At 67.2% G+C, this 13,982-nt stretch carries 11 protein-coding genes and 2 pseudogenes; 8 read left to right on the top strand and 5 right to left on the bottom strand.

Going from position 1 to position 13,982, the window contains the following annotated elements:
- Positions 1-2 precede the first annotated feature (2 nt).
- Genes E0T84_RS10715 through E0T84_RS10705 form a run of 3 tightly spaced genes read left to right on the top strand, consistent with a single transcriptional unit; the run spans position 3 to position 3,696 of the window.
- Positions 3-1,688, top strand: a complete 1,686-nt coding sequence (locus tag E0T84_RS10715; protein ID WP_171054977.1) for an acyl-CoA synthetase — start codon at positions 3-5, stop codon at positions 1,686-1,688.
- On the top strand, positions 1,688-2,809 hold the full coding sequence (locus E0T84_RS10710; RefSeq protein WP_138744436.1) for a nitronate monooxygenase family protein: 1,122 nt from the start codon (positions 1,688-1,690) through the stop codon (positions 2,807-2,809). Before E0T84_RS10715 ends, E0T84_RS10710 begins: the two co-directional genes overlap by 1 nt.
- Before the next feature lie 47 nt (positions 2,810-2,856).
- Positions 2,857-3,696: a bifunctional 2-polyprenyl-6-hydroxyphenol methylase/3-demethylubiquinol 3-O-methyltransferase UbiG gene (locus E0T84_RS10705; RefSeq protein ID WP_070946234.1), complete on the top strand. Its 840-nt coding sequence runs from the start codon at positions 2,857-2,859 to the stop codon at positions 3,694-3,696.
- 10 nt (positions 3,697-3,706) lie between these two features.
- On the opposite strand, the gene E0T84_RS10700 is transcribed toward E0T84_RS10705, so the two are convergent.
- Positions 3,707-5,266, bottom strand: a complete 1,560-nt coding sequence (locus E0T84_RS10700; RefSeq protein ID WP_138744435.1) for a succinic semialdehyde dehydrogenase — start codon at positions 5,264-5,266, stop codon at positions 3,707-3,709.
- 128 nt (positions 5,267-5,394) lie between these two features.
- On the opposite strand from E0T84_RS10700, the gene E0T84_RS10695 reads away from it, so the two are divergent.
- Positions 5,395-5,790, top strand: coding sequence for a VOC family protein (locus tag E0T84_RS10695; RefSeq protein WP_138744434.1), 396 nt, complete (start codon positions 5,395-5,397; stop codon positions 5,788-5,790).
- Here E0T84_RS10695 and E0T84_RS10690 read toward each other — a convergent pair.
- On the bottom strand, positions 5,727-6,452 hold the full coding sequence (locus tag E0T84_RS10690) for a helix-turn-helix domain-containing protein (RefSeq protein WP_138744433.1): 726 nt from the start codon (positions 6,450-6,452) through the stop codon (positions 5,727-5,729). The genes E0T84_RS10695 and E0T84_RS10690 overlap by 64 nt on opposite strands.
- Positions 6,453-6,494: 42 nt before the next feature.
- Here E0T84_RS10690 and E0T84_RS10685 point away from each other — a divergent pair, with 42 nt between their 5' ends.
- A complete protein-coding gene (locus tag E0T84_RS10685; RefSeq protein ID WP_070946204.1) occupies positions 6,495-7,049 on the top strand; it encodes a helix-turn-helix domain-containing protein in 555 nt (184 codons plus the stop codon).
- Here the strand turns inward: E0T84_RS10685 and E0T84_RS10680 are convergent.
- Positions 7,035-8,009 (bottom strand): NAD-dependent epimerase/dehydratase family protein, encoded by a 975-nt coding sequence (locus tag E0T84_RS10680; RefSeq protein WP_138744432.1) that lies wholly within the window; start codon positions 8,007-8,009, stop codon positions 7,035-7,037. The two genes, E0T84_RS10685 and E0T84_RS10680, sit on opposite strands and share 15 nt — an antisense overlap.
- A gap of 199 nt (positions 8,010-8,208) precedes the next feature.
- On the opposite strand from E0T84_RS10680, the pseudogene E0T84_RS10675 reads away from it, so the two are divergent.
- The 3 genes and pseudogenes from E0T84_RS10675 to E0T84_RS10670 form a co-directional block, all read left to right on the top strand.
- Positions 8,209-9,137 (top strand): annotated as a pseudogene (locus E0T84_RS10675) (integrase core domain-containing protein); the annotation flags it as partial.
- A gap of 80 nt (positions 9,138-9,217) precedes the next feature.
- Positions 9,218-9,460, top strand: coding sequence for a hypothetical protein (locus tag E0T84_RS32265; protein ID WP_249383617.1), 243 nt, complete (start codon positions 9,218-9,220; stop codon positions 9,458-9,460).
- A 54-nt stretch (positions 9,461-9,514) separates the two neighbouring features.
- Positions 9,515-10,869: pseudogene (locus E0T84_RS10670) on the top strand (DUF222 domain-containing protein); the annotation flags it as partial.
- A gap of 467 nt (positions 10,870-11,336) precedes the next feature.
- Here E0T84_RS10670 and fadD17 read toward each other — a convergent pair.
- Complete coding sequence (gene fadD17, locus E0T84_RS10665) at positions 11,337-12,875, bottom strand: long-chain-fatty-acid--CoA ligase FadD17 (protein WP_138744431.1); 1,539 nt, start codon at positions 12,873-12,875, stop codon at positions 11,337-11,339.
- 2 nt (positions 12,876-12,877) lie between these two features.
- Positions 12,878-13,975, bottom strand: a complete 1,098-nt coding sequence (locus tag E0T84_RS10660; protein WP_138744430.1) for an acyl-CoA dehydrogenase family protein — start codon at positions 13,973-13,975, stop codon at positions 12,878-12,880.
- Between the last annotated feature and the right edge of the window lie 7 nt (positions 13,976-13,982).

Here is a 13,982-nt window from a genome sequence, read left to right as displayed (position 1 = left end):
ACTTGTCTCGAAATGTAACACGTTCTAGTTTAGGTTCTGTGGCTCTGAATATTGCTGATCTTGCCGAGCACGCCATCGACGCTGTGCCGGACCGTGTCGCGCTGATTTGTGGCGAGGAGCAGTTGACCTATGGCCAACTGGAGGAGAAGGCCAACCGCCTGGCTCACTACCTGATTTCCCAGGGCGTCAAGAAGGACGACAAAGTCGGCCTGTACTGCCGCAATCGCCTCGAGATCGTGATCGGGATGCTGGGCATCGTGAAGGCCGGCGCAATCCTGGTCAACGTCAACTTCCGTTACGTCGAGGGCGAGTTGAAGTACCTCTTCGACAACTCCGACATGGTCGCGCTGATCCACGAGCGTCGCTATGCCGATCGCGTGGCCAACGTGCTTCCGGAGACGCCGTTGCTGAAGACCGTTCTGGTCGTGGAGGACGGAACCGACGACGACTACCAGCGTTACGGTGGCGTCGCCTTCGAGGATGCGCTGGCCCAAGGCTCGCCCGAGCGTGACTTCGGCCCGCGCAGCGCCGACGACATCTACCTGCTCTACACCGGCGGCACCACCGGATTCCCCAAGGGCGTCATGTGGCGTCACGAGGACATCTACCGGGTGTTGTTCGGCGGCACGGACTTCGCCACCGGCGAGCCCGTGGCCGACGAGTACGACCTGTCCAAGCAGGCGGTCGCCAACCCGCCGATGGTCCGGCTGCCCATCCCGCCGATGATCCACGGCGCGACACAGTCGGCTACCTGGATGGCGTTGTTCACCGGCCACACCGTGGTGCTGATGCCGGAATTCGACGCCGACGCCGCGTGGCGGCTGATCCACGAGCACAAGGTGAACCTGCTGTTCTTCACCGGTGACGCGATGGCACGGCCGTTGCTCGACGCACTTATCGCCCACCAGGACGCCGGCAACGAATACGACCTGTCCAGCCTGTTCCTGCTTGCCAGCACCGCAGCCCTGTTCTCGACGAGCCTCAAGGAAAAGTTCCTCGAACTGCTGCCCAACCGGATCATCACCGACTCGATCGGCTCCTCGGAGACCGGCTTCGGCGGTACCTCGGTGGTCGCCAAGGGCCAGTCGCACACCGGCGGCCCGCGCGTCACCATCGACAAGAACACCAAGGTGCTCGACGAGGACGGCAATGAGGTGGTCCCGGGTTCAGGGGTGCGCGGCATTCTCGCCAAGTGCGGCCACATCCCGGTCGGCTACTTCAAGGACGAGAAGAAGACCGCCGAGACGTTCCGGACCTACAACGGCGTCCGCTACGCCATCCCCGGTGACTACGCCGAGGTCGAGGCTGACGGCAGCGTGACCATGCTGGGCCGTGGCTCGGTATCGATCAACAGCGGCGGCGAGAAGATCTACCCCGAAGAGGTCGAGGCAGCGCTCAAGGGACACCCGGACGTGTTCGACGCGCTCGTGGTCGGGGTTCCTGACGAGCGCTTCGGTCAGCATGTGGCAGCCGTCGTGCAGCCGCGCGAGGGGGCGCGCCCGACCCTGGCCGAGCTCGATACCTTCGTGCGCAGCGAGATCGCGGGCTACAAGGTGCCGCGCAGCCTGTGGTTGGTCGACGAGGTCAAGCGCTCGCCGGCGGGCAAGCCCGACTACCGGTGGGCCAAGGACACCACCGAGGAGCGGGCCGCCGATGACGTGCACGCGAATCATGTTGGAGCGAAATGATGAAGACCGATCTCTGCGAGAGGTTCGGGATCGAATACCCGATCTTCGTGTTCACCCCGTCGGAGAAGGTGGCCGCCGCGGTCAGCAAGGCCGGCGGTCTGGGCGTGCTGGGTTGCGTGCGATTCAACGACGCCGACGACCTCGAAGAGGTTCTGCAGTGGATGGACGCCAACACCGACGGTAAGCCGTACGGCGTCGACGTGGTGATGCCGGCCAAGATCCCGACCGAGGGCACGGCCGTCGACATCAACAAACTCATCCCGCAGAGCCACCGCGACTTCGTCGCGAAAACCCTTGCCGATCTCGGAGTTCCGCCGCTGCCGCAGGACGAGGAGCGCAACGAGGGTGTGCTGGGCTGGCTGCACTCGGTGGCCCGCAGCCACGTCGACGTCGCCCTCAAGCATCCGATCAAGCTGATCGCCAACGCGCTTGGTTCGCCACCCAACGACGTCATCGAACAGGCGCACGCCGCAGGTGTTCCGGTGGCCGCGCTGGCCGGCAGCGCCAAGCACGCGCTGCGCCACGTCGAGAACGGCGTGGACATCGTCGTGGCCCAGGGCCACGAGGCCGGTGGGCACACCGGCGAGATCGGGTCCATGGTGCTGTGGCCGGAAATCGTTGATGCCCTTGACGGCAAGGCCCCGGTGCTGGCTGCCGGCGGTATCGGCACCGGCAAGCAGGTGGCGGCCGCTCTGGCGCTGGGAGCCTCGGGTGTGTGGATGGGCTCGGCCTTCCTGACCGCGGCCGAGTACGACCTGGGCCACCGGCTGCCTGGCGGCACCTCCACGATCCAGGAGGCGCTGCTCAAGGCGACCACGGCTGACACCGTGCGCCGCAAGATCTACACCGGTAAGCCGGCCCGGTTGCTCAAGACCAAGTGGACCGACGCCTGGGATGCCCCGGACGCACCGGAGCCGCTGCCCATGCCGCTGCAGAACATCCTTGTCAGCGAGGCCCACCAGCGGATGAACGAATCCGACAACCCCGACACCGTATCCATGCCGGTCGGACAGATCGTGGGCCGGATGAACAAGATTCGCCCCGTGGCCGACATCATGGCCGAATTGGTGAGCGGTTTCGAGGCGGCGACCAAGCGCCTGGACGGCATCGCCGGAAGCTGAGTCTTCGCGCAGGCTCGACGACGTCGAGGCTCGGTATGGTTGGACCGGTGAACGAAGCACAGGCGCTGGCAGCGAACCGGGACAACTGGGACGACCGGGCCGATGTGCATGCCCAATCCGAGATGTATGACGTTCCAGGGTTTCTCGCCGACCCCACCGATATCTCCTGGGTGGTGCGCAATGACCTTGAGGTGCTCGCGCCGCACCTGCCGGAGAGCGGGGTGAGCGACCGTTCGCTGCTGCATCTGCAGTGCCATATCGGCACCGACACCATCTCCTGGGCGCGGCTCGGAGCCCGTGATGTGCACGGAGTAGACCTCTCGCCCAACTCGCTGCGGCACGCGGCCCGGATCGCCGAGGCCGACGGCCGCCGTGACATCACCTGGGTCGAGGGCGACGCGCGGTTCGCCTCGACGCTGATCCGGCGACGCTTCGAAATCGTGGTGACCAGTACCGGAACCATCGTGTGGCTGCCGGAACTCGCGAATTGGGCTCGGTCGATCCATGACCTGCTCGAGCCGGGTGGAGTGTTCATGATCCGCGACGACCATCCGCTCCTGAGTGCCATGGACTGCGAGCCGTGGGACGTCACCGACGACTATCTCAGTGGCGGGGGCGTCCGAACCTACGACGACGCAGGGACTTACACCGAGAATTCGGCCGGTCAGATCACCAATGCGCGCAACCACGAGTGGCGCCACGACCTGTCCGAAGTCGTGATGTCCTTGCTGCGTGCCGGGCTCGTCATCGAGGCATTGGCCGAACTGCCCTACATGGACTGGCAGGCATTCCCGGCCCTGTTGCCCTGCGAACAAGGCTGGCAGCTACCGCCCGGCGCGCCGCGGATCCCGCTGAACTTCGCGGTCGTCGCACGGCGCCCCCGGTAGCGGGAGGACTCTAACGCCCGGGCAGCTTCTGTACCGCCTGGATCATCGGCGTCAGCGCCTTCTGCCAGAAAGTTTGCGAAATGCCCAGCGGCGGATCGAGATTGATCACCCGGGCAGTAGAGACGGTCTGCGACTCGGTGTACTTGAGGATACCGTCGGCCCCGTGTCGGCGTCCGACGCCGGAGGCCTTCATGCCGCCCATCGGCGCCGCGGTGCTGCCGAACGCCAGCGCGTAGCCCTCGTCGACATTGACCGTGCCCGAATTGATCTGCGCGGCAATCGCCTCGCCCTGGGCCTTCGATCCGGCCCACACGCTGGCGTTCAGGCCGTACTCGGTGTCGTTGGCCTTCTCGATGGCTTCGGCCACGGAACCGACCGGATAGATCGACACCAGCGGGCCGAAGGTCTCGTTGCGGGCACATTCCATCTCGTCGGTGACACCGGTCAGCACGGTCGGCTCGAAGAAGAGCGGCCCGATGTCGGGGCGGGCGTTGCCACCGGCAACCACCTTGGCACCCTTGACCTTTGCGTCGTCCACGTGGCCGGAGACGGTCTTGACCTGGTCCTCGGAGATCAGGCTGCCCATGTCGGCGGTGAAGTCGTAGGCGCCCGACAACTTCATGTTGCGCACCTGCTCGCCGAACTTGGCGGTGAACTCGTCGGCGACTTCCCGTTCGACGTAGATCCGCTCGATCGAGATGCACAGCTGGCCGGCGTTGGAGAAGCACGCGCGGGTGGCGGCCTTGGCGACCACGTCCAGGTTGGCGTCCTTGGTGACGATCATCGGGTTCTTGCCGCCGAGTTCGGCGGAGAAACCGATCAGCCGGCGGCCGCACTGCTCGGCCAGCGTCCGCCCGGTCGCGGTGGAGCCGGTGAACATCAGGTAGTCACAGTTCTCGACGATCGCGGTACCTACCACCGAACCCGGCCCGGGCACCACCGCGAACAGGTCGCGCGGCACCCCGGCCCGGTAGAGCAGCTCGGCGTTGGCCAGCGTGCAGTACGGGGTCTGGCTGTCCGGCTTGACCACCACGGCATTGCCGGCCAGCAGGGCCGGGATGGAATCCGAGATGGACAGGGCCATCGGGTAATTCCACGGCGAGATGACGCCGATGACGCCCTTGGGGTGGTGGTTGACCACGGTCTTGACCAGGCCGGGCAGCAGGCCCTGGACCCGCTTGGGGGAGAGCAGTTTGGTGGCCTGCCGTGCGTAATAGCGCGAGTTCAAGATCATGTCGACGATCTCTTCCTGCGCGGCCGAGCGGGCCTTCCCGGTTTCGGCCTGAGCCACGTCCATCAGGAAGTCGCGATTCTCGGCCACCAGTTGGCCGAAGCGGGCGATGACCGCGGCGCGCTCGGAGACCGGACGCTTGGCCCACTGGGTCTGCGCGGCCCGGGCTTTGGCGAAGGCGGCGCTCACATCGTCGGCGGTGCCGACCGGGATGGTGGTCAGCTCCTTGCCGGTGAAGACCTCGTCGATGGTCTTCGTCGGGCGCGCACTGACTTCAGCGTCATCGATTGCGACGAGTGCGCGCAGGCGAGCGAAATCCGCAGCGGACGGAGCAGGCATCGGAACTCTCCCTACTGGCAAGTAACTAACAGTCAACGCCAACCTACTCGGTACCCACGGTCCGACAAAGGCCCAGGTTGTCCGATTTGTTCACGACTGCACCGAGCGCAACCCCCTAACCTGCGGATATGGCCTTGAACCTGAACGCGGCGGTCTTCGAGATCGTCGCAAAAGATCTGTCCCGATCCCTGGATTTCTACCGGCACCTCGGTCTGGACGTGCCCCAACCGGACGGACCGCACGTGGAGGTCACATTGCCGGGTGGAAATCGGCTGGCGTTCGACACCGAAGAGGTGATCGCCTCGATGCATCCCGGCTGGTCGCCCCCGGCCGGGCCCGGGCGCGTGGCGCTGGCGTTCGGACTCGACGCCCCCGCTGCCGTCGACGAACTCTATGAGCGGCTCACCGCAGCCGGTCATCCGGGAACGCTCAAACCGTTCGATGCACCCTGGGGGCAGCGCTATGCCACGGTCGAGGACCCCGACGGGACCTCGGTGGACCTGTTCGCGGCCTTGCCGGATTGACCGAGCCCGCGCAACGGCACCCCGGCCAGGGCGCGGAACTCGCGGTGCAGGTGCGATTGATCGGCATAGCCGGCCTGCGCCGCGGCCGCGCTCGAACTCATGCCCCCGCCGAGCAGGTCGACGGCCCGGCGAAACCGCAGAATGCGCCGCAGCGTGGCGGGCCCGTAGCCGTACACCGTCGCGCACTGCCGCTGCATCGTCCGGTTCGACCAGCCGAGGCGGCGTGCGGCGCTGGACACCGATGCGCCGGCCCCCATTAGACGCGTGACGTCATGAAGCGCGAGTAGAGGCCAGGGAGCGGTCTGGTCGCGAGGTGGCTGCGAGGCCAGGGAGACCGCGAGTTCTCCGAGTGAGCCGGCCCGGCTGATCCTGCGTAGTTCGCGCAGATCGACGCGGGTGTTGCGGACTTCGGATGCCGGGACGCCGAGCAGGCGCGGCAGGACACCGGGTCGAAATCGCAGCCCCTGCACCGGGTCCGGGCTGCCCACGGTGATGAACGCAGTGGTGTCGGGGCCGGCGACGACGATCCTGTCGTCCATTTCGATCAGGTCCATGCATCCATCGGGAAGGACCCGGCCCGGTTCGGCCGGCCCGGTGCGGACCCAACGACACTCCACGAGCTCGCCCAGACGCGGTGGCGGATCGAATTCGCGGTAGCCCACGTCTGCGACGCTACTCGCGCCGCGATGCGGTTGAATCGGGGAATGGCCGGGCGACCACGCGACACGTCGATCGACGAGCGGGTGCTCGCGGCCACGCGGGAGCTGCTGGTCGAGGTGGGCTGGGACGACCTGAGTGTTCGGCTGGTTGCGGCGCGGTGTGGGGTGGGCCGGTCCAGCCTGAACCGGCGGTGGGCGTCGAAAGCCGAACTGGTGCTACACGCGATACTCGGCGAATCGCCCGACATGTCACCGTTTTCCGGCACCGACCTGGCCGGCTGGGTCGACTGGGTGGTCCGCGGCAGCCATCAGCTGTTCGTCCGGCCCGATGTGAGCGAGGCGGTGCCCGGGCTGTTGCTGGCGCTGCGGGAGAACCCCTCCTTGCGCAAGGCGCTGTGGGACGGGTTCAGCGGCCCGGCGATCGAGATGTTCGCCGCGAGGGGGTATGGCACAGAATCGGATGCGAAGGCTGTGCTGTCCATGGCCGCGGGTGCGGCCCTGTTCGCTACCACGGTCGCGGTTGACGACGATTCTCCCGAGCTGCAGCAGCGACTGGTGCGGCTACTGGGCCGGGCACTGGGTGTGTCACCGGCCGAATGAGGCCAACATGGCTTCCTGCGGCGACCGCCACGCCTCGATGTCCAGATCGGCGAGCGTGCTCGCGTCGTCGGTGGGGGTGGCCGCGGTCAGCAACAGCGCTGCCTCGTGGCTGATCCCGTCACCGAGCGGCAGCACCGCGCCCAGCAGATCCGAGCAACGGCCGATGCCGCGGAAGATGCTCCCCGGCAACGGGATTCGCCGGACCCTGCGCGCCGCCCCCTGTTCGAGCACATCGATCATCTCGTTGAACGAGACCATCCGGCCGCCGCAGACATAGCGCTTGGGTCCTCGCCCCGGGGCCATGAGTCGCTCGTGCACCAGTGCGACGTCGCGCACGTCGATCATCTGCATGCCGCCGGTCATCCGGGGTGCCAGCCCGGCCTTCACGATCGGCGCCCAGCCGCGCTCGGTGACCCCGGCGGCGGTGAAGTAGGCCGGTCCCACCACGCTCGACGGGTAGGTGACCACGACCGGGGCTCCGGCATCCTGCAACCGTCGGGCCACTCGGTCGGCGTATGCCTTGGTCTGGGCGTAGGGGCTGCGTCCCGGCGCCGGTGGGGTGTCGGCGGAGATCACCCCGGTCGGCGGTGGAAACAGTGAGCTGTAGCTGCTGACCGAGACGATGGGGTCGAGCCCGGCCTCGGCGGCACGGTTCAGCACGGCTTCGGTTGCGTGCGCGTTGATCTCCCACATCAGCTGTTCGCGCCGGCGGTCGGTGCCGACGATGCCCGCGGCGTGGATCAGCGCATCGCAGCCCGAGATCAGGTCTCCGATGGTGTCACCGTCGCGGATATCGCCGGCCAGAACAGACATCTCGCCGAGCTCGGCGAGGCGGCCGATCACCTCGTCGTCGCCGCAGCCGGGTGCGACGAGCAGTCGGATGCGATGGCCCGCGGCGAGCAGGCCTCGCACGGTATGGGCCCCGAGATAGCCGGTGCCCCCGGTTGCTGCGATGTGCATGCTGCGCCTCCCAAGTTTCGATGCCAATGGTATCGAAATAGTTGGAGCGGGTGCCGCGCGGGTGGTCCCTCGGTGGCGCGGCGGCTGTTATGTCTCAGGACATCGGTGACAGTTCCAGTGGTCTTGGTGGTGACACTTCTGGCTCCAGGCTCGGGTGGTGGCCGTTAATGAACCTATCGATCCTCGTGTTCGCCTCGCCATCTCGCAGTGGCCTGACGATGCACCTCGCGGGGCGGTAACGACGTTCTGCGCCGAGCACGGTATTTCTCGAAAGGCGTTCTACGCGTTGCGTAGACGCGCCAAGGTCGACGGGCCGGCCGCAGTGCTCGAACCCAGGACTCGACGCCCGAAGACCAGCCCGTCGACATGGAGCGATGAGATCAAGGATCAGGCCATCAAGGTTCGTACCGCGCTTGAGCAGTCCGGTCTGGATCACGGGCCGATCAGCGTGCACGAGAAGATGCGCGTGATGGGCCTGGAGCAGGTCCCGTCCACGGCGTCACTGGCACGCATCTTCCGCGAGGCCGGTGTGGCACGCCTGGAGCCGAAGAAAAAGCCCCGCTCAGCCTGGCGGCGGTTCGTGTATCCGGCCCCGAACGCGTGCTGGCAACTCGACGCCACCGAATACGTCTTGACCCGTGGACGCAAGTGTGTGGTCTTCCAACTCATCGATGACCACTCCCGCTACGCCGTGGCCTCGCACGTGGCCTGGGGTGAAACCGCCGAGGCTGCGATCACCGTCTTCGACAAAGCTGTCGCCAATCATGGTGTGCCCCAACGGCTCCTGTCTGATAACGGAGCAGCGCTGAACCCGTCGCGGCGCGGGTGCATCGGCCAACTCGTCACCCACGTGGGCGCTCTGGGCGTGGAGGCGATCACGGGTAAGCCCTACAAGCCCACCACCCAAGGCAAGAACGAACGCTTCCACCAAACCCTGTTCCGCTACCTCGACAAACAACCCCTCGCCGAGACACTCGACGAACTGCAAGCCCAGGTCGACGAATTCGACCGCATTTACAACGCCGAACGCCCCCACCAAGCACTGCCCGGCCGCGTGACCCCCGCTGACCGCGTGGGAAGCGACCCCCAAGGCCGATGCGCCCCGACCGAAACCTGACCGACCCCTCTTCCAGCGCGTCCCCAGCCGGCGCCAACGCCCCCGGCCGCAGCTGCCCGCCGACCTGCCTGCCGGCACGCTCCTCAGAACGGTGACCACATCAGGCACGATCGGCCTGGACTCGGTGTCCTACAAGGTCGACGTGAACCTCGCGTTCGAGCAGGTCCTCGTCGTCAGCGCCGGCAACAACACTGGCGATGCGGTCATCATCACCGACCTGTACGGCGAAGTCCTCGCCGAGCACACCCGCCCCGCACCCGGCATCACCTACGTCGGCAACGGCCGACCCCCAGGAACCCGCCCCAAGACCACAGAACCGTCACCGAAGTCCTGATACACCAACTGTCACCCATGTCCTGATGCAGAACTGTCACCGATGTCCTGATACATCACAGCGGTTGAGGCGATTGCGGTGTTGCGGGCCGCGTTCGACACCTTCGCCGCGTGTGATCTCGAGATGCTGTCGCGGGCTGAACTGCTGGCGGTCATGGATGAGTACGAAGCCCTGAGCTGCCCTCGCCGTGGCATCGACTGCTGGCGCAGTTGCAGGCTGAGTCCACACCCCGAGAGTTGGGGGCCAAGTCGTGGAACGAGGTGCTGCGCATCCGGTGGCGCCTGTCGAGCACCGAAGCCGGCCGACGCGTAGCCGAGGCCGCCGAGCTGGGGCCGCGTCGCGCCTTGACCGGCGAACCCCTACCGCCGGTGCTGCCCGCAGTCACCGCCGCCGAAGCCGCCGGCCTGATCAACGCCGATCACGTCAAAGTGCTGCGCGACGCCGTCAGTCGGTTACCCGGGTTCGTCGACGTGGCGACCCGTGACCAGTTCGAGGCCGACCTGGTCCGGGTCGCGGTCGGGGTGGGCCCCAAGGAACTCAAAGACACCGCCGAACTACGACTGTTCCTGCTCGATCAGGACGGGCCCGAACCCGATGACACCGAACGCGCCCGTAAACGCGGGGTCACCATGGCCAAACAGGGCCGGGATGCGATGACGGCTGTGATGGCCAATCTCACCCCCGAGGCGGCGGCGGTCATGGAGGTGCTGTTCGCCAGGTTCGCCGCCCCGGGCATGTGCAATCCCGACGACCCCGAACCCTGCACCAGCGGCACCCCTACCCAAGCCCAGATCGACTGCGACCACCGCAGCTTGGCGCAGCGCCAGCACGACGCGCTACTGGTGATCGGGCGCATCGCGTTGATGACGATATTGGGTCAGCTCAACGGGTTACCGGTGGCGGTGATCATCCGCACCACCCTGCAAGACCTCGAATCGCGTGCCGGGATCGGGGTGACCGGCGGGGGCACCAAGATCCCGATCAAAGACGTCATCCGCATGGCCGGTCACGCCAAACACCACTTGGCGGTGTTCGACCACGCCACCGGTGCGGCCCTGGATTATTTTCGGGCCCGCCGCACCGCCAGTCCGGCTCAGCGGATCATGTTGATCGCCCGGGACGGGGGTTGCACCAAACCGTGCTGTGCGGTGGGTGCCTACGGTTCCCAGGTCCATCACGCCACCGCGGACTGGGCCGACGGCGGCAACACCAATGTCGATGAGATGGCCCTGGCCTGCGGCCCGCACAACCGCCTCGTGAACGCCGACGGCGGCTACGCCACCACGATCAACGCCCACGGCGAGGTGGAATGGCACCCACCCCCAGGCCTGGACCACGGTCAACACCGCATCAACTACCACCACCGCCCCGAACTCCTGCTCACCCCACCCGAGCAGGAACCAGAGAACGACCTGACCCCGGGCCCCGAGCGGGACGAGAACCAGGAACTGGCACGGGACCCAGCATGCGACTTGGAGCGTGACCCGCAGTGGGGCAACGAGTGGGACCTGGCCCCGGACCTGACGCAGGACCCCGACTGGGACCTGGCCCCGGAACCGGGGTGGGACCTGGCGTGCGGCTCGGAGCGTGACCCGCAGCCCGGCCCGCAATGGAACTCGGAGAGGGACAACGACTTCGACTTCGAACCGCGCACCCTGACTCCACCCAACGTCGAACATCTTTGGGATCCCGAGCCGTTCGGCGCAGAACCGTTCGACCCGGAGCTACCGCCGCAACGGTTTCTGTTCGACTCGATTCCCCCAGATGGCGGCCCATCCGCGATCGAACTGGGCTGGGGCGCAAACACATCTGACGGCCCCGCCCTTTGGTCGCCCATCGACGACCACGCCCTCGAAGGCAAGGGAACGCGCGGCCCCTAGCGGACGACCGGCCACACCGGGTCGGCGCACTCGGTGCCCTCGGCCGACAACTGCCGCTTGATCACCTTGAACGTCTCGGTGCGCGGCAGCGTGGCGCCGACCCGCAGGTACGACGGCCACTGCTTGGGGCCGAGATCGCGCTGCTCGTGCAGAAAACGCCGGAACTCGTCGATGTCGAACGTCGCGTCCGGCGTCAAAACCAACGCGGCCATCACCTGATCGCCCACCGCGGGATCGGGGATGGGATAGACCGCGGCCTCGGCAACATCGGGATGGCGCGACAGGATTCGTTCGATCGGCGCGGTTCCCAGATTCTCGCCGTCGACCCGCATCCAGTCCCCGAGGCGCCCGGCGAAGTGCGCGAAGCCGTCCTCGTCGAGGTAGGCCAGGTCGCCGGTGTGGTAGACGCCGCCGGCCATACGGTCGGCCTCGGCGCCGGGATCGTTGTAGTAGCCGCGGAACCACCCGGCACCCGTCGGGTTCACCAACTCGCCGACGGTCCCGGGGGGACACGGTTCACCGGTGTCCACGTCGACGATCGCCACCTGGTCGGTGAGCGGGCCGAGGGCGCCTTCGGGGGTGTCGGGAGTGCGGGCGATCGCCACCCCGCCCTCGGTGGAACCGAATCCGTCGACCACCGTCACCCCGAAGCGCTCGGCGAACCGGTTCAGGTCCCGCGGTGCCCCCTCGTTGCCGTAGAGGATCCGCAACGGGTTGTCGGCATCGTCGGGCGCCGGTTGGGTGGCCAGGATGTAGGACAACGGCTTGCCGACGTAGTTGGCGTAGGTGGCGCCGTAGCGGCGGACGTCAGGTATGAAACCGGATGCGGAGAACTTGCGCCGCAGCGCAATTGACGCACCGGCGGCGGCCGCGACGGCCCAGCCGGCCATGATCGCGTTGGAGTGGAACAGCGGCATCGACAGGTACACGGTGTCGGCCGCACCCAGTCCGAACCGCTCGGCCAGCATCCGGCCCGGAAAAGCCACCTTGTCATGGGTGACCCGCACGGCCTTGGGATCCCCACTGGTGCCGGAGGTGAAGATGAGCATGAACAGATCGTCGGCCGCCAGCTCGGCGAACGTCACCGGGGTGTCCCGGTACGACGCGAGTTCGGCTGCCCAGTCGTCAGATTCGACGTCGATGAAATCCACCCCGGGCGGGACCGTGTCGGGATCGTCGGCCAGGACCAGCTGACAGTCCGCCTTGGCGATGTCACGGGCCAGTGCCTCACCGCGGCGGGTCTGGTTGAGACCGACGGGCACCAGTCCGGTCAGGCCCGCCGCCACCAGCAGGCTGGAGAAAAACGTGGTGTTGCCGAGGAGCGCCCCGACATGCGGGGGTTTGGCTCCAGCCCTTTGTCCTCCTCGCGTGCGGGAGTCCAACCGTGCCCGCAACGCCGCGGCCAGTTGTGCACCGGCGGCGATGTGGTCGGCCCAGCTGACGAACGAATCCTCTTGGTAGAGGCCACGGTCGGTGACCCCGGCAAGGGGGAGGAGCAGCTCGGTGACCGTCGGCCCTGCGGTTGGACCCCCCATCCCTAGACCGGGGTGTCCGCGAGCTCACGTCCGATGCGCAGCAGCTGCCCGGTGGCCCCGCCGACCCCGAACTCGGTCTGCTTGGCGGCCAGGAAGTACCGGTGCACCGGGTGATCCATGTCGATGCCGACGCCACCGTGCACGTGTACTGCCGTGTGCGCGACGCGGTGGCCGGCCTCGGCAGCCCAGAACGCCGCACTGGCGACATCGATGTCGGCGGGCAGATCCTCGGACAACCGCCAGGCGGCCTGGGTCAACGTCAGACGCAGACCCTTGACGTCGATGTAACCGTCGGCCAGCCGCGAGGATACGGCCTGGAAGCTTCCGATCGGCCGGTCGAACTGCTCACGCTCACGGGCGTACTCGGATGTCAACTCCAGGGCCCGCTCCAGCACACCGAGTTGGAAGGCGCTGTGGCCCAGCGCGGCGTGCGTGGTCAGCCAGGCCGCGACCTCGGCCCCACCGACGAGGCGGGAAGCGTCCACCGCCGTGCCTTGCAGCTCCAGATGGGCGACGCTGCCCTTGCCGGTCGTGCTCAGCAGGCTGACCGTCACGCCGGGATCGTCTCCGGAGACCAGGAAAACGTTGACCCCGGACTCGGTTTCGGCCGGAACGAGGAAGGCGTCGGCGATCGGACCGTAGTTCACCTGGGTGCGGGTCCCGGTGAGTTTGTAGCCGGAACCGTCCAACTGCGCCTGCACCGGACCCTGACCCATCTCGCCGTCGAGGCCGACCGCAAGGATCTTGTCGCCGGCCACGGCGGGCTGAGCCCACTCGGTGCGCAGCTCTTCGGACCCGAACGCGGCCAGCGCGCCCGCGCCCAGCACCACCGACTCCAAGTAGGGCACGGCGGCCAGCTGGCGACCCAGGGCGGTCAGCACGGCGGTCTGCTCGAGCACGCCCAGGCCACCGCCGCCCACCGACTCCGGAGCCGCGGCCGAGAGCACATCGGCCTCGATCAGCTTGGCCCACAGATTGGCATCGAAGCGCTGCTCCAGTCCGTCGAGCTCACGCTGACGCTCTGGTGTGCACACCGATTCGGTGATCGTGCGCACCAGGCCGCCCAGGTCGGCGGCCTCTTCGGTCGTCTTGAAATCCATGGTGTGC

This window comes from Mycobacterium sp. DBP42, from assembly GCF_005924235.1.
Lineage (GTDB): Bacteria > Actinomycetota > Actinomycetes > Mycobacteriales > Mycobacteriaceae > Mycobacterium > Mycobacterium syngnathidarum.
The sequence above is the reverse complement of the archived record's forward strand: the minus strand, read 5'-3'. Positions and strand labels throughout refer to the sequence as shown.